The organism is Acidimicrobiia bacterium (assembly GCA_040881685.1).
Classification (GTDB): Bacteria; Actinomycetota; Acidimicrobiia; order IMCC26256; family PALSA-555; genus SHVJ01.
Window position 1 is genome coordinate 1 of record JBBECS010000039.1, and the last position, 16,957, is coordinate 16,957.

20 protein-coding genes, 1 tRNA gene and 1 pseudogene are annotated in these 16,957 nt (G+C 69.5%); 14 read left to right on the plus strand and 8 right to left on the minus strand.

Annotated features, from left to right (window positions below; genetic code table 11):
* Positions 1-90 precede the first annotated feature (90 nt).
* The 3 genes from WEE69_09925 to WEE69_09935 all read left to right on the plus strand — a co-directional run bounded on the left by WEE69_09925 (position 91) and on the right by WEE69_09935 (position 2,256).
* The gene (locus WEE69_09925; GenBank protein ID MEX1145611.1) at positions 91-738 is read left to right on the plus strand and encodes an HAD-IA family hydrolase; all 648 of its coding nucleotides are present in this window, start codon (positions 91-93) and stop codon (positions 736-738) included.
* A gap of 100 nt (positions 739-838) precedes the next feature.
* Positions 839-1,468 carry a histidine phosphatase family protein gene (locus WEE69_09930; protein ID MEX1145612.1) on the plus strand — a complete coding sequence of 210 codons (630 nt, stop codon included), beginning with the start codon at positions 839-841 and terminating at the stop codon, positions 1,466-1,468.
* Positions 1,465-2,256: a crotonase/enoyl-CoA hydratase family protein gene (locus tag WEE69_09935; protein MEX1145613.1), complete on the plus strand. Its 792-nt coding sequence runs from the start codon at positions 1,465-1,467 to the stop codon at positions 2,254-2,256. Before WEE69_09930 ends, WEE69_09935 begins: the two co-directional genes overlap by 4 nt.
* Positions 2,257-2,271: 15 nt before the next feature.
* Here WEE69_09935 and WEE69_09940 read toward each other — a convergent pair whose 3' ends face one another.
* Positions 2,272-3,852 carry a peptide ligase PGM1-related protein gene (locus WEE69_09940; protein MEX1145614.1) on the minus strand — a complete coding sequence of 527 codons (1,581 nt, stop codon included), beginning with the start codon at positions 3,850-3,852 and terminating at the stop codon, positions 2,272-2,274.
* Positions 3,853-3,974: 122 nt separating this feature from the next.
* Between WEE69_09940 and WEE69_09945 the strand changes: the two are divergent.
* The 3 genes and pseudogenes from WEE69_09945 to WEE69_09955 all read left to right on the plus strand — a co-directional run bounded on the left by WEE69_09945 (position 3,975) and on the right by WEE69_09955 (position 6,006).
* Positions 3,975-4,298, plus strand: a pseudogene (locus WEE69_09945) (CBS domain-containing protein).
* A 3-nt stretch (positions 4,299-4,301) separates the two neighbouring features.
* Positions 4,302-5,477 carry a citrate synthase/methylcitrate synthase gene (locus WEE69_09950; protein MEX1145615.1) on the plus strand — a complete coding sequence of 392 codons (1,176 nt, stop codon included), beginning with the start codon at positions 4,302-4,304 and terminating at the stop codon, positions 5,475-5,477.
* 4 nt (positions 5,478-5,481) lie between these two features.
* The gene (locus WEE69_09955) at positions 5,482-6,006 is read left to right on the plus strand and encodes a GNAT family N-acetyltransferase (protein ID MEX1145616.1); all 525 of its coding nucleotides are present in this window, start codon (positions 5,482-5,484) and stop codon (positions 6,004-6,006) included.
* 13 nt (positions 6,007-6,019) lie between these two features.
* Here WEE69_09955 and WEE69_09960 read toward each other — a convergent pair.
* Positions 6,020-6,102 (minus strand) — tRNA-Leu (locus WEE69_09960).
* Entirely contained in the window at positions 6,067-6,426 is a 360-nt protein-coding gene (locus WEE69_09965) for a hypothetical protein (GenBank protein MEX1145617.1), read from the minus strand. The genes WEE69_09960 and WEE69_09965 overlap by 36 nt, the downstream gene beginning before the upstream one ends.
* Positions 6,427-6,479: 53 nt before the next feature.
* Here WEE69_09965 and WEE69_09970 point away from each other — a divergent pair, with 53 nt between their 5' ends.
* The 7 genes from WEE69_09970 to WEE69_10000 all read left to right on the plus strand — a co-directional run bounded on the left by WEE69_09970 (position 6,480) and on the right by WEE69_10000 (position 13,274).
* On the plus strand, positions 6,480-7,805 hold the full coding sequence (locus WEE69_09970; protein ID MEX1145618.1) for an MATE family efflux transporter: 1,326 nt from the start codon (positions 6,480-6,482) through the stop codon (positions 7,803-7,805).
* Between the two features lie 54 nt (positions 7,806-7,859).
* Positions 7,860-8,771, plus strand: a complete 912-nt coding sequence (locus WEE69_09975) for a lysophospholipid acyltransferase family protein (protein ID MEX1145619.1) — start codon at positions 7,860-7,862, stop codon at positions 8,769-8,771.
* The gene (locus WEE69_09980) at positions 8,768-9,790 is read left to right on the plus strand and encodes an NAD-dependent epimerase/dehydratase family protein (GenBank protein ID MEX1145620.1); all 1,023 of its coding nucleotides are present in this window, start codon (positions 8,768-8,770) and stop codon (positions 9,788-9,790) included. The genes WEE69_09975 and WEE69_09980 overlap by 4 nt, the downstream gene beginning before the upstream one ends.
* A gap of 5 nt (positions 9,791-9,795) precedes the next feature.
* Positions 9,796-10,509 carry an enoyl-CoA hydratase-related protein gene (locus WEE69_09985; protein MEX1145621.1) on the plus strand — a complete coding sequence of 238 codons (714 nt, stop codon included), beginning with the start codon at positions 9,796-9,798 and terminating at the stop codon, positions 10,507-10,509.
* Between the two features lie 70 nt (positions 10,510-10,579).
* Entirely contained in the window at positions 10,580-11,368 is a 789-nt protein-coding gene (locus WEE69_09990; GenBank protein ID MEX1145622.1) for an SDR family oxidoreductase, read from the plus strand.
* A complete protein-coding gene (locus WEE69_09995) occupies positions 11,365-11,685 on the plus strand; it encodes a hypothetical protein (protein ID MEX1145623.1) in 321 nt (106 codons plus the stop codon). The genes WEE69_09990 and WEE69_09995 overlap by 4 nt, the downstream gene beginning before the upstream one ends.
* Positions 11,685-13,274 (plus strand): thiamine pyrophosphate-binding protein, encoded by a 1,590-nt coding sequence (locus tag WEE69_10000; protein ID MEX1145624.1) that lies wholly within the window; start codon positions 11,685-11,687, stop codon positions 13,272-13,274. Before WEE69_09995 ends, WEE69_10000 begins: the two co-directional genes overlap by 1 nt.
* Before the next feature lie 4 nt (positions 13,275-13,278).
* Here WEE69_10000 and WEE69_10005 read toward each other — a convergent pair whose 3' ends face one another.
* Positions 13,279-13,884 (minus strand): GNAT family protein, encoded by a 606-nt coding sequence (locus tag WEE69_10005; GenBank protein ID MEX1145625.1) that lies wholly within the window; start codon positions 13,882-13,884, stop codon positions 13,279-13,281.
* A 60-nt stretch (positions 13,885-13,944) separates the two neighbouring features.
* Between WEE69_10005 and orn the strand changes: the two genes are divergently transcribed.
* Positions 13,945-14,511, plus strand: coding sequence for an oligoribonuclease (gene orn / locus WEE69_10010; protein MEX1145626.1), 567 nt, complete (start codon positions 13,945-13,947; stop codon positions 14,509-14,511).
* Between the two features lie 10 nt (positions 14,512-14,521).
* On the opposite strand, the gene WEE69_10015 is transcribed toward orn, so the two are convergent.
* The 4 genes from WEE69_10015 to WEE69_10030 form a co-directional block, all read right to left on the minus strand.
* A complete protein-coding gene (locus tag WEE69_10015; protein MEX1145627.1) occupies positions 14,522-14,893 on the minus strand; it encodes a hypothetical protein in 372 nt (123 codons plus the stop codon).
* 118 nt (positions 14,894-15,011) lie between these two features.
* Complete coding sequence (locus WEE69_10020) at positions 15,012-15,938, minus strand: Ppx/GppA phosphatase family protein (protein ID MEX1145628.1); 927 nt, start codon at positions 15,936-15,938, stop codon at positions 15,012-15,014.
* Positions 15,935-16,393 carry a DUF501 domain-containing protein gene (locus WEE69_10025; protein MEX1145629.1) on the minus strand — a complete coding sequence of 153 codons (459 nt, stop codon included), beginning with the start codon at positions 16,391-16,393 and terminating at the stop codon, positions 15,935-15,937. The genes WEE69_10020 and WEE69_10025 overlap by 4 nt, the downstream gene beginning before the upstream one ends.
* A gap of 181 nt (positions 16,394-16,574) precedes the next feature.
* Positions 16,575-16,880, minus strand: coding sequence for a septum formation initiator family protein (locus tag WEE69_10030; GenBank protein MEX1145630.1), 306 nt, complete (start codon positions 16,878-16,880; stop codon positions 16,575-16,577).
* Positions 16,881-16,957: the final 77 nt, after the last annotated feature.

Here is a 16,957-nt window from a genome sequence, read left to right on the forward strand (position 1 = left end):
CTCGCTCGGCGCCGGGATACCCGGCGCCGCCCTCCGGGACGCTCGCCACGCACCGAGGTCGCTCACCGGCGCACGGTAGCGTGCGCGTCGATGCGCTTCCGGGCCGTGATCTTCGACCTCGGCGGTGTGGTCTTCCCGTCTCCGATTGACGGGTTTCGTGAGTACGAGCGCCGCGTCGGTCTTCCCCACCGCTTCATCAGCGACGTGATCATCGGCAGCGACGAGGACGGCGCGTGGGCACGCCTGGAACGAGGCGAGGTCGCGCTCGAGGAGTTCGCGATCGCCTTCGAGGCTGAATGCGCGGTCGCTGGCGAAGCCGTGCGCGCGGCCGACATGTTCGCCGCGCTCCAAGGTGGTGAGGGCGGCGGGCATCCGGCGATGCTCACGGCGATCGCGCGGATTCGAGAGGAAGGCCTCAAGACGGCGGCGCTCACGAACAACTGGGTCGCGGATGACGGCGCCGGTATGCAGGACCGCGTTCCCGGCTTGTCCGATGTGTTCGACGTGATGATCGAGTCGTCGGTGGTCGGCCTCCGCAAGCCCGACCCTCGCATCTACGAGCTCGCGTGTTCAGAGCTCGCCGTGTCACCGACCGAAGCCGTGTTCCTGGATGATCTCGGCGTGAACCTCAAGCCAGCGCGCGCGATGGGCATGACCACGATCAAGGTTGCTGGTGTCGACGCGGCGCTCGCCGAGCTCGAAGCCGCCCTCGGGTTCTCGCTCTCCGAGACAGCCTGATGGAGGCGACTGTTCGCGCCGCAGGTACCCGTGCGGTGCCGCTCGCCGTTCGCCGAAGTGGAGTTGAGCGGCCCGGCGCGCAGCGCCGAGAGCGGGCGTAGTGGAGCTCCTGCTGGTGCGGCACGGCGAGCCTGTGCGCATCGAGGAAGGTGAGGTCGAGGGCCCGGCCGACCCGGGGCTCACGGAGCGCGGCCACGACCAGGCTGCGCGAGTGGGTGCGTGGCTCGCCGCCGAGGGCGTGGACGCGGTCGTCACGAGCCCGCTGCGGCGAGCGCGGGAGACGGCGGTGCCGCTCGCCGCCGCGCTCGGCGTGGAAGCCGAAATCGACGCCGGCGTATCCGAGTACGACGCGACCGCCGGTCACTACATCCCGATCGAGGAGCTGCGCGAGGCCAAGGACGAGCGTTGGTACGCCACGATCGAAGGGCGCTGGGCCGACGTCGGCGGGATCGACCCACACGAGTTCCAACGCCAGGTGGTGCCTGCGCTCGACGACTTGATCGCGCGGCATGCCGGCCAGCGTGTCGCGGTCATGACGCACGGTGGCGTGATCAACGTGTTCCTCGCGCACGTGCTTGGCATCGATCGCTTGTTGTGGTTCCATCCCGAGTACACGTCGATCAGCTGTGTTCGCGCCGCGCGGTCGGGTGAGAAGAGCGTCGCCACCGTGAACGAGACCGCGCACCTCGTCGCATCCCGAGATCCGATGAGCACCGGAGGTTCGAGATGACCGTGCACACTGAGTCGGACGGCCCCGTTCTCGTTGTGACGATCGACCGCCCCGAGCGCCGCAACGCGGTCGACGGACCGACGGCGACGGCGCTCACCGACGCGTTCCGAGCATTTGAAGCCGACGACGGGCTTTCGGTCGCCGTGCTCACCGGCGCGGACGGCATGTTCTGCGCGGGCGCCGATCTGAAAGCGATCCTCGAGGGGTGGGACGGCAGCGAGGACGGCAAGCCTGTCGACCCGCGCTCACTGTCGGCTGGTGAAGGGCCGCTCGGGCCCACGCGGATGCTGCTGGCGAAACCCGTCATCGCCGCGGTCGAGGGCTTTGCCGTTGCGGGCGGGCTCGAGCTCGCGTTGTGGTGTGATCTTCGCGTTGCGGCCCGCGATGCGGTGTTCGGCGTCTTCTGTCGGCGCTGGGGCGTGCCGCTGATCGACGGTGGCACGGTGCGCCTCCCGCGCCTCATCGGCATGAGTCGTGCGCTCGACATGATCCTCACCGGTCGTGGTGTGTCGGGCGACGAAGCCATGACCATGGGCCTCGCGAACCGGCTCGCAGAATCGGGTGGCGCGCTCGAGGCTGCGGTCGCACTCGCGCACGAGCTGGCCCGACTCCCCCAGGCATGCATGCGCGAAGACCGCGCCTCGACCTACGAGCAGGCGGGGATGGCACTCGACGAAGCGCTTCGCAACGAACACGAGCACGGAATCGCGCTGCTGAAGGGCAGCGACTTCCGCGCCGGCGTGGAGCGCTTTGGTGCCGGAGAAGGTAGACACGGCGCGTCGGCGTGACGGCGCGCCGAACGATCAAACCTCGGGGAGCGGTCGCTCGGCCATCGCCTCGGCCGCCTCGCTGGTGATGACCTCGATGGCCCGGTCGTAGATCGCGCGCGCGTCATCAGGCGAGTCGCCCACGGCCGTCAGACCGAAGAACCCACGCTCGCCGAGGGCCCGGAGCATGTGGAACACCGCCCCGGTCTGGCGTGAGTGATCGAAGTGCAACCCGTTGCGCACGACGATGTCGAAGAGGTCGTCGGGTGTCAGCCCGCGATACAACGGCGACTCGACGTGGTCGCTCGCCACGAAGAACTTCTGCGTCCCCGACGGGGCCGTGAACGTGGCGGTCTCGGCGTCGTACGTGCCGTCGGTGAGGAACTGAAGCGTGAGGAACGGATGGGTCGTCCCGCCCTTGCGGAGGTTGATCTCGATCGCGTATGTCTCCCACTCGTTCGCGTCGTTGCGCACCGCGATGAAATCGAGCGCGAACCGGCCGATGACGCCCTCTTTCGCGAGGCGCTTGCCGACCTTGGCTGCCTCGCGGGTGATCGCCCGCGCGTAGCCAGGGTTCGCCGGAAAGACGCACCCGAGGTAGGTCTGGCCGCTCGGCCCGCCGAGCAACTGGTCGTGCGTCGAGAGCAGCTCGACATCGCCGAGCGGCGTGATGCGCAGCTGCACGCTCGGGCTCTCGAAGTCCTTCCCCTGGATGAGCTCCTCGACGATCCCTCCGGTCACCTCCAGCTTCTCCGCGTACTGCGCGAACGTGGCGCCGGCCAGCTCGCATTGCATGCCCTCCAGCGCGCGGCGGATCGCGTCCTTCTCACCCGCGGAGCCAGGCTCGGGCACCCCGGCGAGATCGATGAGCGCGTTGCCATGGCCCGAAACCCCTTCGTTGAGCTTGATGAGGACCTGGCTCATGGCCGGCTTGCGAGCGCGCACGTCGGCGATGGCGTCGATCGCGTCGTCGATCGTCCAGAGATCCTCGACGCCGAGCGGGTGCGACACGCCCTCGTCCTCGAAGATGCGTCGACAGCCGGTCTTCGTGCCGAAGGTGAAGTGCCGCGGGTCGGCTCCGTACATCGGGATGCCGAGACGAACCGCGACGTCACGCTCGAGCTCCGTCGTGTTGTACGGAACCAAGTGGGCACGGTTCGGGTCAGGGATCAGCGAGCGAATCCGCTCGAGAAGCCGGGGACGGTCGAGCAGCTTCTTGGACAACGGACCGGGCGAGGCGTCATGCACGGGCACCAAGAAGAGGCGCGGTCGCGCGTGGCTGGGGATCACCCCTGGAAGCAAGTCGAGGTAGTAGTCGATGACGCTTTGCAGGATCGGCTCGCAGGTGACGTAGATCAGCCGCGCCTTTGGCTGACGCAACAGCAAGAGGAGGAACAGGAATCGCTCCTCGTAGGGCTGTGACGAACTGGCCACGGCCGTACTGCTCTTGAGTGATCCCTCGAGCGTCATCGACGGGATCACGACGATCGTCTGCTCGTCCTGATTCATCGACCGGATGGACTTCCAGAGCGGCACGAGCTTCTCCTGGAGCAGCTCGAACCGCTCCTGGGCGTGCGGGGGCGATCCCGGCTCCAGGGCTTCGTCGATCTCCGACACGCGTGACTCCTCTGCTCCGTCCCCCAGGCGCGAGATCATCGCGCGCCGACAGCAGGCCCGGATAGCCTGCAGTACCGATGGCGGCAGCAGCAGACGGCAGGGTGCGGACCGTCGCCGACATCATGAGCCGTCCGGTCGTCACTGCCACGGCCGACGAAGCCGTCGCCGACGCCGCGAACCGGATGCGCGAGCAGGGTGTTGGTTCGGTCGTCGTGGTGGAAGGCGATCGTCCGGTCGGCATCCTCACCGAGCGTGACCTCGTGCGATTGGCCGCGGCGCGCGCGACCGGGACCGACCTCGTTGAGCAGTGGATGACGCCCGACCCTGATTCGGTCGCGCCCCACGCCGAGGCCACCGCGGCATTCACGAGCCTGGCCGAGCACGGCTACCGGCACATCCCGGTGGTGGACGACGGGAAGCTGGTCGGGATCGTCTCGATGCGCGACCTCATGCGCATCGCACAGATCCAACCGGCCGAGCACCTTTCCCAGGATCTCCCCCGCGGACTCGAGGGCGTGGTCGTCGCCGAGACCGCGATCGGTGACGTGCGCGGGCTCGAGGGCTTCTACCACTACCGCCAGTACGACGCCGTGGAGCTCGCCGAGACCCGGTCGCTCGAAGACGTCTGGTACCTGCTGTACGAGGGCGAGCTGCCCTCGCGCGCCGAGCGCGACGCGTTCATGCGCGAGATCGCACCACTGCGCGTGATCCCACCCCCAGTGTTCGCGGCGCTTCCGCGGATCGCCGAGAGCGCGCCCGACGCGCCGCCCCTCGACCAGCTGCGGACGAGCGTCTCGCTGATGGGCGCCGCGCTCGGGTTCGGGCCCTCGCTGGACGTGAGCGCGGCGGAGCTGCGTGAGCAGGCATTGCGTGTGTGCGCGGCGGTCCCGAGTCTCTTGTGCGCCTTGTACCGCTTGAAGCACGGGCTCCCGGTGATCGAGCCCGACCCCGATCTCCCGTACTCAGCGAACTACCTCACGATGATGAAGGGGGAGGTACCGGATCCGGAGCACGCCCGCGCCGTCGAGCAGTACCTCATCTCGACGATCGACCACGGCTTCAACGCATCCACGTTCACGGCCCGCGTGATCACGTCGACTGGCGCCGACCTCGCGGCGGCGGTGGTCGGCGGCATCGGCGCGCTGTCTGGGCCGCTTCACGGCGGGGCACCCAGCCGCGCGCTCGGCATGCTCGAGGACATCGGGACCATCGACAAGGCCGAGCCCTGGATTCGCGACGCGATCGAGCGCGGCGACCGGCTCATGGGCTTCGGTCACCGCGTCTACAAGACCGACGACCCGCGCTCGGTCATGCTCCGCAGCGTTGCCGAGCGCCTCGGTGGCGACAACGTCGAGTTCGCCAAGCAGGTCGAGCAGAAGGCGATCGACCTCCTCGCCGAGCTCAAGCCCGGCCGCAAGCTGTACACGAACGTGGAGTTCTACGCCGGCATCGTGATGGACGCGTGCGGCGTACCGCCGGAGATGTTCACCCCGACGTTCGCGTCGAGTCGCGTCATCGGGTGGACCGCGCACATCCTCGAGCAGGCCGCCGACAACCGCTTGATCCGACCGAGCGCGCATTACGTCGGGCCACCCCCGCCACAACCCGTTCCCGCCGCGGAGTAGGCCCGTGGGCGCACCGACGCTCGAGACCGAGCGGCTCTTCTTGCGCGCGTGGCGCGACGAAGACCTCGACCCGTACGCGCGCATGTGCGCTGATCCCGAGGTGATGCTCCACATCGGCGACGGATCCACGTTGAGCCGCGAGGACGCGTGGCGATCCATGGCCATGTTCACCGGCCATTGGGTCCTCCGCGGCTTCGGCACCTGGGCGGTCGAAGATCGCTCGTCCGGCGCGATGGTGGGACGGATCGGCTTGCACCATCCGAGCGGCTGGCCGGGACTCGAAGTCGGGTGGGCGCTCGACCGCTCGGTCTGGAGTCGCGGGTACGCGACCGAGGGCGGTGCAGTGGCGCTCGAGCACGCGTGGCGCGAGCTCGAGGCTGACCGCGTGATCAGCCTCATCGCCCCCGACAACACGCGCTCCATCGCCGTCGCCCATCGCCTGGGCGAGCGCTTCGAGCGCACGATCGACCTGCGCGGACACGACGTGCGCGTCTACGGCATCGACCGCCCGGCTGAACCAAGCGCTTGACCGCAGCGTTGCGTGCCCGGAGCAGGATTTGAACCTGCACGTCCTTACGGACAAACGGTTTTAAGCCGCTCGCGTCTGCCGTTCCGCCATCCGGGCCTCCACCGAGGGTAGGCCCGCCGCGTCGGAGAGGGCGGTGCGGAAGCGCTGGGCGGCCTCGCCCTCGAGCTTGTTCACGACGAGCACGCCTTCGACCATGTCGGTGGCGACGTCGCCGAAGGTGCGGCCCTTGAGCGTGACGGACACCACCGAACCGCCTGGGAACCGGCGGACGGTGCGGCGCGCCCCCGGAACCCGCGGCGGGCAACGGAACGCGGGCACGACGAGACCCGCCGCGCGCGCTGCAGCGCCGAGGCGCCTTGCCGTGTCGGCAAAGCGCAGTACGGGCCCCCCGTTGCCGGGGTGCTGGGGTTCTCCGCCCATGGACCCACCATCGCACCCGGGTATGACAGGCATCTGACGCCTACCGTCAACTGATGCGGCCCCTCGGGCGCAGCCCGCATGACCGGGAGATCCTCCGGCTGGCGCTCCCGGCGTTTGGGGCCCTCGCCGCCGAGCCGCTCTACCTGCTGGCCGATACCGCCATCGTCGGCCAGCTGGGCACCCGTCCGCTCGCCGGGCTCGCCATCGCCGGCACCGTCCTCACCGCTGCGTTCGGCGTGTGCAACTTCCTCGCCTATTCGACGACCGCGGCGGTGGCGCGGCGCGTGGGCGCCGGCGACCGCCGCACCGCGGCCCAGCTCGGCATCGACGGCATGTGGCTCGCGCTCGCCCTAGGCGTCGTGGTGATGATCGTCGGCGTCTTGCTCGCCCCCGACATCGTCGACGCCATGGGCGCATCGGCGCGGGTACGCCCCTTCGCGATCACGTACCTGCGGGTGAGCATGATCGGCGCTCCCGCGTTGCTCATGACGCTCGCAGCCACCGGGTATCTGCGCGGTCTCCAGGACACGCGAACAACGCTGGTGATCGCGGTCGCGTCCAACGCACTGAACCTGGTGCTCGAGATCGTGTTCGTCTTCGGCTTCGATTGGGGCATTGAGGGCTCAGCGTGGGGCACGGTGACCGCACAGCTCTGCGCTGCGGTGGCGTACGTGGTCATCGTCACGCGGTCGGCGCGCACCGAGGGCGCGTCGATCCGGCCGCGAAGTGTCGGCATGCGCCAGACCGCCGTGGTCGGCGGTCCGCTCATCCTGCGCACTGCGTCCCTGCTGGCCACGTTCCTTGCGGTCACGAACCTCGCCGCCCGGATCGGGGACGACGACGTCGCCGCCCACCAGATCGCCTTCCAGACGTTCTTCTTCCTCGCGCTGTCGGTCGACGCGCTCGCGATCGCCGGCCAGGCGATGGTCGGCCGCTTCCTCGGGGCGTCCGACGCAGCGCAAGCCCGAGCTGCCGCGCGCCGCCTCATCGAGTGGGGCGTGGCCCTCGGGCTCGTTCTCACGGTCGCGGTGGCCGCGGCGGCCACCTGGGTGGTTCGCGGCTTCAGTGACGATCCCGACGTCCGCCATCTCGCTCTCCAGCTCTTGCTGGTGGTCGCCGCGTTGCAACCCCTGAACGCGATCGTGTTCGTGCTCGACGGTGTGCTGATCGGAGCGGGCGACCAGCGCTTCCTCGCGCTCGCGATGGTCGGCGCGACGTTCGGCGTGTTCGCCCCCCTGGCGGTGGGCGTGACCCTGGCCGACGCGGGCGTGCTCGCACTGTGGGGCGCGTTGACGTGCTGGTTCGCGGCGCGCGGCGTCGCGCTCGTCGCGCGCTACGCAGGCCCGAACTGGCAGGTCACGGGCGCGATGAGACGATGAGCAGACCGGGGCACCGATTGCGCCCGGCGGCGCACCGCGGGCCACACTTGGCCCGTGGCCGACGCGCCAACCGAGACCGGTTCTCCCACGGACGTCTGGGCCAATGTGCTCGGCACGACCACGACGGGCGGTGACCTCGTGCCCGTCGCGCCGCCGAGCCGCGCGCAAGACCGCGAGCTGCGCCGCGGTGACGTGGACGGGTGGGGCCGCAGCGAGCGGATGCGTGCGCTCGCGCGCCGCCTCTACGACCCCGTCTACCGGCGCTGGTTCCGTGTCGAGTGGGAGGGGCTCGAGCGCATCCCACGCGAAGGGGGCGCGCTGCTCGTCGCTAACCACGGCGGGGCGATCCCTTCCGACGCGCCAGTCATCATGCACGGGGTCGAGTCCGAGTTCGGCCGACCTGTCTACGGGCTCGCCGACAACCGCTTCCGATCGGTTCCCGTCGTCGGAACACTGTGGTCTCGCACCGGTGGTGTGCCCGCGAGCCCGGACAACGCGTATCGCCTCTTGCACGACGAGCAGCAGCTGGTGCTCGTGTTCCCCGAGGGCACGAAGGGGACCGGCAAGCATGTGCGCGACCGGTACCAGCTCCAACGCTTCGGTCGGGGCGGCTTCGTGGAGATCGCGATGCGCGCGGGCGTGCCCATCGTGCCCGTCGCGATCGTCGGCAACGAGGAGGCTATGCCGATCATCTGGAAGAGCCCGACGCTGGCGAGGCTCATCGGCGTCCCGTACTTCCCGGTGACCGCGAACCAGTTCGTGTTCGGTCCATTGCTCGGACTCGTCGTGCCCCTGCCGTCGAAGTTCCGCCTGCGCGTCCTTCCGCCGGTCACGTTCGACGTGGCCAGCAACCAGGAGCGGTACAACCGCTCGATCGTGGTCGAGCACGCCGAGGCGATCCGGGCGTCCATCCAGGAAGAAGTGCGTGACATGGTGCGGCACCGACGAAGCGTGTGGTTCGGATGAGAGTCCTCGTGACCGGGCTCGGTTCCGTGTGGGGATCGCGCGTCGCGCTTGCGCTGGAGCAGGAGCCGTCGGTCGAGCTCGTCGTGGGCGTCGACACCGACGAGCCCGAGCTCGCCCTCGCCACGACCGAGTTCGTGCGCGTCGACCCGACGTACTCGCTCCTCCAGCGCATCGTGGCGGCCGCTCGGGTCGACACGATCCTGCACCTGCACACGATCACCGACTCCAGTCAGGTTGGGCGGCGAGCACTCCACGAGACGAACGTGATCGGTACCGCGAACCTGCTCGCCGCGGCCGCGGCCGGCGAGGTCCGCAAGCTCATCGTGAAGAGCTCGACGCACGTGTACGGGTCGACCTTCGAAGATCCCTATTGGTTCCGCGAGGACACCCCCCGGAAGCGACCACCGAGCGACAGACTCGAACGCTCGCTCGTCGAGGCCGACGACATGGTCAGCGAGCTCGTCGAAGACGACCGGCGGGTGATGGTCACCCGGCTGCGCTTCGCCGATGTCCTCGGCGCCGACGTGGAATCAGCGTTCTCCCGCGTGCTCCAGCTGCCCGTCGTCCCGGAGGTCCTCGGGTTCGACCCGCGACTCCAGTTCCTGCACGAGCACGACGCGGTGGCGGCGGTTGTGTTCGCGACCGTCAACCAGGTGCCGGGCGTGTTCAACGTGGCCGGTGACGGCATCATGCCGTGGAGCGAGGTGTGCGCGGTGTCAGGGAAGCGCCGTGTGCCGTTACCGCCGCTGCTGACCGCGTGGGCGGTCGAGCCGCTGCGTCGCCTCCGCCTCGCGCCCATCCCGAGCGAGATGCTGCGCGTGCTTCGCTACGGACGCGCGGTCGACACTTGGCGCTACCAGCGCGCTGGGTTCCGATTCACGCACACAACCGCATCCGCAGTCGATGACTTCGCGCAGTGGCTCCGGCTGCACTTGACGGTGGGTGACGCGCCCGAGTACCGCTACGAGCGCGAACCCGAGACGTTCCTCTGGCGCGCACCCGCGGTCGTGCGAGACTGACGCTGGTGCCTCTCGTCGTCGAACACCGCGACCGCGTTGCCGTACTGATGTTGGATGACCCGCCGAAGCGCAATGCGCTCGGCTTCGACATGGTCGAGCAGATCGTCGAGGCGGTCTCCGCCGCGGAAGCCGATGAGAACGTCGGCGCGCTCGTGGTCACGGGCGCGCCGCCGGCGTTCTGCTCTGGTGCTGACCGCTCGAACCTCGCGCAGCTGCGTGTGGACCGCGGTGCTGATCCGAGCGAGGTTCGCAACATCTACGAGGGCTTCCTCTCCGTGCGCGACTGCCCGTTGCCGACGGTGGCCGCGGTGAACGGGTTCGCGGTCGGGGCCGGGTTCAACCTCGCGATGTGCTGCGACCTGATCCTCGCCGCGGAGTCGGCTCGGTTTGAGCCCGGCTTCACCAAGATCGGAATCCACCCCGGCGGCGGGCACACCTGGATGCTCGAGCGGGCCATCGGCCCGCACGCCGCGGCGGCGATCGCCCTCTTCGGCGAGGGTGTCGACGGCCGTCGCGCCGCGGAGATCGGCCTCGCTTGGCGTTGCGTTGCCGACGACGCGTTGCTCGATGACGCAGTGGCCATGGCGACGCGGGTCAGCGAGCTCCCCCGCGATCTCGCGATCGCGATCAAAGCAAGCCTGCGCGAGATGCCCTGGCAGCCCGACTTCGCGTCCGCCGTCACCACCGAGCTCGACCGCCAGAAGCGCTCCTTCGAGTAGTTGGGCGGGGCAGGAACCCCATGACCCGCGGAGTTGACGCGCGCGTTGACGGACGGGTCGAATCTCGGGCGTGCCGGACGCGAGCAACGTCTTCGATCTGAGCGGGCAGGTTGCGGTCATCACGGGCGGGGGGACCGGGATCGGGCGGGCCACGGCGCTGGTCTTCACCGACTTCGGTGCTCGGGCCGTCGTGCTTGCGAGCCGCAAGACCGAGAACCTCGAGACCGTCGCGGCCGACGTCCGCGAGCGCGGAGGCACGCCCCTCGTGGTGCAGACCGACGTGCGCAAGCCCGAGGACTGCCAGGCGCTCATCGACGCGACGATCGACGAGTTCGGCCAGATCGACATCCTCGTGAACAACGCGGGCGGCAGTCACTCGTACCCGCTCGAGAGCTGGACCCTCGACGGGTGGGCGAACATGCTCGACCTGAACCTGCGCAGCGTGTTCCTGCTCAGTCAAGCCGCGGCCAAGCACATGCTCGAGCGTGGTCGGGGGAACATCGTGAACATCTCATCCGGCGCGAGCCAGCTCGGCCTGCCTTACGTCGCGCCATATGGCGCAGCCAAGGCCGGCGTGAACAACCTCACCGCGACGTTTGCGGGCGCGCTGGGTCCGCACGGCATCCGCGTGAATTGCGTTGCGGTGGGTGCAGTGGCGTCCGAGGGCTTCGTGAAGGAGATGCAGCGCATCGGGCGCGACCCCGACGACGTCGGTGGACGCTCGAACGCCGTGGGCCGGGCCGGACGCCCAGAGGAGATCGCATATCCGATCCTGTTCCTCGTGTCGGAAGGCGCATCGTTCCTCTCGGGAGAGACGATCTATGTGGGTGGCGGCCCGCACGTCCCCAAGATGCTGTGAACGTCAAGCGGCTGGAGCGGGTGCGCGACACGCTGCCGCAACAGCTGAACGCGGGCATCCTGCTCGGCGACGGCGGCTTCTGCGTGCTCGGCTGGATGATGGTCTGCGCCGGCTACCACGAGATCACCTTCTACTCGAGCACGATCGCCGTGCTGCATCCCCAGCACGGCGGCTCGGTGATCGATGTGGTCGCGCGCGAGTACGAGATCGACCGCGAGCACGTGGTGCACCTCGCCCGTTTGAATGACGAGACCCCCGTGCCCGAGCGCAGCGACGTCGTGCGAGCCGCGCTCAACGAGTTGCTGGCATCGGCCTGATGGCGCGCATCGACGGCGGGGAGCTCTTCGTGCGTGCCATGGCGCGCGAGGGCGTCACCCACCTGTTCGGGCTTCCGGGCGGTCACATCAACCCGATCTGGTGGGCGGCACCACGACACGACATCAAGATCATCGACACCCGCCACGAGGCGGTGGCGGCGCACGCGGCGGAGGGTTTCGCGCTGGCCACCGGCCAGGTTGGAGTGTGCGCGGTGACCGCCGCACCTGGCGTGACGAACGCGCTCACCGGCATCACGACGGCCAACCACAACGGCACCCCCATGGTTGTCCTGGCCGGCGCGGCGAGCGTGCGCAGCGCGGACAGCGGCGAGGTCGAGACGCTCGACCAGCTCGCGATCGTCCGGCCGGTGACGAAGTGGGCTCGCCGCATCGATCAGCTCGACCGGATCCCCGAGTACGTCGCGGCTGCGTTCAAGGAAGCGGTGACCGGCCGGCCGGGCCCCGTGTACCTCGAGATCCCGATCGACCTCGTCCACTCGCAGATCGACGAGGACGGCATCGTGTTCCCGGAGCCGATCGGTCGCGCGCAGCGCGCGGTCGGACCTACACCCGCGCTGGTGGAACAAGCGGCCGCGCTACTCGCGGGTGCTCAACGCCCGGCCATCGTCGCCGGCAGCGGCGTGTGGTGGAGCGACGCGGCCGACGAGCTGCGAGCGCTGGCAGAGCGGGGCATCCCGGTTGCCACCCGCCGACAGGGTCGCGGCACGATGCCCGACGACCACCCGCTGTGCGTGGGACGCGATTGGCAGAACCTCGTGTTCCAGGCCGACGTGCTGCTCGTCGTCGGTACCCAGCTGGACTACTTCTTCGGGTTCGCCAACTTCCCGCACCTCGACGCGCTCATCCAGGTCGACATCCACCCTGGGGAGCTTGGCCGGAACCGGATCCCGGTGACCGTGCCCATCCTCGGCGACGCGCGCGTCGTGCTCGCTGCGCTCGGAGATCTCGTCCCGCGCCTGCCCACCGACGATTGGGTGCAACGCATCCAGGCGCAGTACGCCGAGCTCGCGGCTCGCCGGGCCGAGCTCGGGAAGTCCGACGCGGTGCCATTGCACCCGTTCCGCATGTGCGCGGAAGTCGCCGCTCGCCTCGACCGCGACGCCACGGTGGTCGGCGACGCCAGCAACATGCTGATGTTCGTGGACGCGGCGATCCCGGCATACCTGCCCGGACGCAACCCGGCCATGAGCACGCTAGGGACCATCGGACACGGCATCGGATATGCGATCGGTGCGGCCGCGGCGCGGCCGGACTCACAAGTCGTGTGGATGGTCGGCGACGGTTCGTTCGGCTTCAACGCGATGGAGCTCGACACGGCTGCCCGTCACGGCATGCCGATCGTCACGATCGTGATGAACAACCGCGGCTGGAGCGCGTCGTGGGTACCGCTGGGCGTCCGCCATTACGAGCTCATGGCGCCGGCGTTCGACGGCGAAGGCCTGTTCGTGGAGACGCCCGATGAGCTCGGCCCCGCGCTCGACCGCGCCTTCGCGTCCGAGGCACCGTCGATCGTCAACGTGATGCTCGACCCGGCCGCACCCTGGTACGCGGGCCGCTACCTCGGCTGACGCTTCAGCGCGTGAGGAAGTCAGCCTCGAGGTCGGGCTTGCGCATGGCCCAATCCTCGGCGGTGATCGCGTAGCGGGCGTGGTCCTCCCAGACGCCACGGATCTGCAGGAAGCGATCGGACGTGCCCTCGTCACGCAGGCCGAGCTTCTTGACGACACGCCGGCTCGCCTTGTTGCGAGGCACGATCGCAGCCTCCACGCGGTGCAACCCGAGCTCTTCGAACGCGAATCGAATGACGAGCGCGACCGCCTCGGGCATGAAGCCGCGACCCGCCTCGGCCTCGTCGATCCAGTAGCCCACGTTGGCCGATTGGAAAGGACCGCGCTGCACACTTCCGAGGCTCACCTCGCCGATGAAGCGGCCCTTGCGCAGGAAGATGCCAAAGCCGTACGCGGCGTCGAAGTGGCGTTGACGCTCCCACGCGCCGCAGCGCGCCTTGAACGCGTCGGCGTCCGTGACGGGGTCGGCGGTGCCGGGTTCACCGAACGGCTCCCACGGTTCGAGCCAGTCGCGGCTGCGCAGGCGCACGTCGCGCCACTGTTCCCAGTCGCTGGCCTTCAGCGGGCGTAGCTCCACCCGCGGCCCGACGAGCACCTCGCCCCGACGCACGGCCGCAGAGGCTATCGAGTCGCGCCGCAAGTGGTCCGGGTTGCCCTAGCGTCGGCCTTCATGACGACGAGCGCATCCGAGCCCGATCGCCTGGTCTGGCTCGACCTGGAGATGACCGGGCTCGACGTCAACCGCCACGTGATCGTGGAGATCGCCGCGCTCGTGACCGACACCGAGCTCGAGGCGCTCGACGACGGCATCGACATCGTCGTCCATCAGCCCCCGGAGGCACTCGCCGAGATGGACGACGTGGTGCGAAAGATGCACCAGAAGTCGGGGCTCATCGCCGAGATCGAAGCATCCGACGTGACGCTGGCCGACGCCGGCGCGCGAACACTCGAGTACGTACGCGGCCACCTCGCCAAAGCCGGCATGTCGCCGCTCTGCGGGAACTCGATCGGCGTGGATCGACGCTTCCTCGACCGCCAGCTGCCCGAGCTCGATGCGTACATCCATTACCGCAGCATCGACGTGTCCTCGTTGAAGGAGCTGTGCCGGCGCTGGTACCCCGAGGCATACCGCGGCCGTCCGGCCAAAGCCGAGACGCACCGTGCGCTCGACGACGTACGCGAGTCAATAGCCGAGTTGCGCTACTACCGCGAGGCGATGCTCAAGCCTCCGGGATAACCACCGCCCGTTACGCTTCGGCGCGGGCGGGCTCCCAATGCTCGAGGAGGAGCCGGACGATCGGCCGGGCGGCCGGTCCGGCGGCGAGGCCCCGCGCTACATCGGCCGCGGCGCGCGCGACCCGAGTCACCCCGGGATCGGGCAGCGAGATGCCGTCGCGTTCAGCGGCTTCCTGCACGGCTCGGGTCGCGTCGTTGGCGGCGCTGGCGGCCTGCCGGCTGCAGCGCGAGTGGCGGAGCACCTTGTCGATCGCGATCGTTGCTCGCCACCAGTCGACCTCGTCGGTGAGCGCCTCGGAGTCGAGCGAGTCCACGATGCGACCGATGGCGTCGGCGGTCAGGTCCCGAAGCCCGTCGACGAAGCCCGCGACGGTCGTCTCCATTTCGGGATTCTGCGGCCAAAACCGCCCGAAGTGGTGGATACCGGGTGAACTTGAACGGCTTTTCGGCACGCAAACGCTCGCCCTGTGAGCGCCAGCGTGCCGAGAATCCCAGCGTCGGCTACTCGGCGAGCGAGCGAACGAGGCCATCGAGGATGTCGGTCTCGCTCACGAGCACCTCGTCGAACCCGAGGACGCGCAAGATCGTGACGAGCACGAGCACCCCGCCGACGATCACGTCGATGCGCCCTTCCTCGAGACCAGGGTTGTGCCGCCGCTGTGCAGCCGACTCGAGCGCAAGCGTGCGGAACACGTCTTCGGCCGCGGCGCGCGTGAGTCGGAAGTGGTGGATCGCGGAACCGTCGTACTCGGGGAGACCCAGCTCGATCGCGGCCACGGTCGTGACCGTGCCCGCCAGCCCCACGAGCGTCTTCGCGGTGCGGATGTCGGGGATCTCACGTACGACGTCGGCCACCTGATCACGCACCACCGACACCGCCGCCGACAGCTCCTCGGGCGCGGGTGGATCGCTGTACAGGAACTGCTCCGTGACCCGGACACACCCGACGTCGACCGAGCACAGTCCTTCCGGTTCCTGAGTGCCGACGACGAACTCCGTCGAGCCGCCGCCGATGTCGACGACAAGGTACGGCGCCGGCGCGTCGAGACCGGCGGTGGCACCGAGGAAGGAGAGCTGAGCCTCGTCCTCGCCCGACAGCAACTCGGGCCGCACCCCGAGCGCTTCGGTGGCCGCAGCGAAGAAGTCGTCGCGGTTCGTCGCATCTCTGGCCGCGCTCGTTGCGGTGGCCCGCACCCGGGCCGCTCCGAGGTCGTCGATCACCCCGCGGTATTCGCGGAGCACGTCGAGCGTGCGGTCGATTGCGTCCGGCGCGAGCGCGCGCGTTGCGTCCACGCCTCGCCCCAGGCGCGTGATCCGCATGCGGCGGTCGATGGGGGTGACGCGGGCATCACGCCCGTGCCCTTCCAAGTCACCCACGAGGAGGCGCACGGAGTTGGTGCCGATGTCGACGCCGGCGAGGCGAGTCATGCCGGTGCGCTTTCGAGGCGCTCGGCCACCCACGCGCCGACCGGGTCCTTCCCGCCGGCGAGGTACCACGCGTAGTGCGCATGGAGGCACTTCACGCCGGTGCGGGTGCCGCCCACCCCACCCGTCGGGCGCGGCCCGGCGTGGTCCGGCGGGATGGCCGCGTCGCGATCGGCTGCGTACGCAATGTGCGCCGCGGTCAGCGCGCCGGGATCGATCTCGCGCTCGGCCGCACGCACGCCGCCTGCCCCTTCGAGGCGACCCACGGCGCGCGCGATCTCCGGGTCGACCAGCCAGTACCGCGTGGGCATCGGCGCGCCGTCGTGCATGAACGGGGCGTTGCGCACGACGACCGGTTCACCGGCCGCGTCGCGCACCACGACATCGAAGCTGGCTTGTGGCTCTCTTCCGAGGCGCGCGCGGACAGCGTCGACATCAGCATGGGCACGACCAGGCACGGGACCTGAGGCTACCGACCGCGCCGCAGGTACCCTGCGGCGCAGGTGGCCGTGGCCTAGCGGCCCCGCGCAGGCGGCGGCTATGCCGACCGCCCGAGCACGGAGTCGCCGCTTGCGGCGGCGACCAATGGAGGCTCGTAGCGCCAAGAGCGGGCGAGCGTACAGAGGGTTCGGTGTCGGCCTACTCGTCGGGTGGCACGGTGGTCGTGGGTGTCACAGGCACGAGCACGTAGGGCGTCTCCCCGAGCCGCACGAGCCCGTACTGCTCGCGTGCGAGTCGCTCGACCTCGGCGTCGCCGCGCAGCTTCTCGCTCTCCGCTTCGAGACGCTTCGTCTCGCGCTCCAGCCGCTCCAACCGCTCGGTGGCCCGCCCGAGCTCGGACCGCTGCCGGAAATACGTGCTCGTGGGATACACGAACGCGAACAGAAAGCCCACCACGGTGAGCACGCTGAGCACCGTCATGAGGACGGCGCGGCGACGACGCACGCGCGGTGACGGTGGTTGCTTCTCGACCGGGGTGTTGCTCGCCGGGTGGCGGGCCCGCGCGTTCGAGCTGCGGCGCT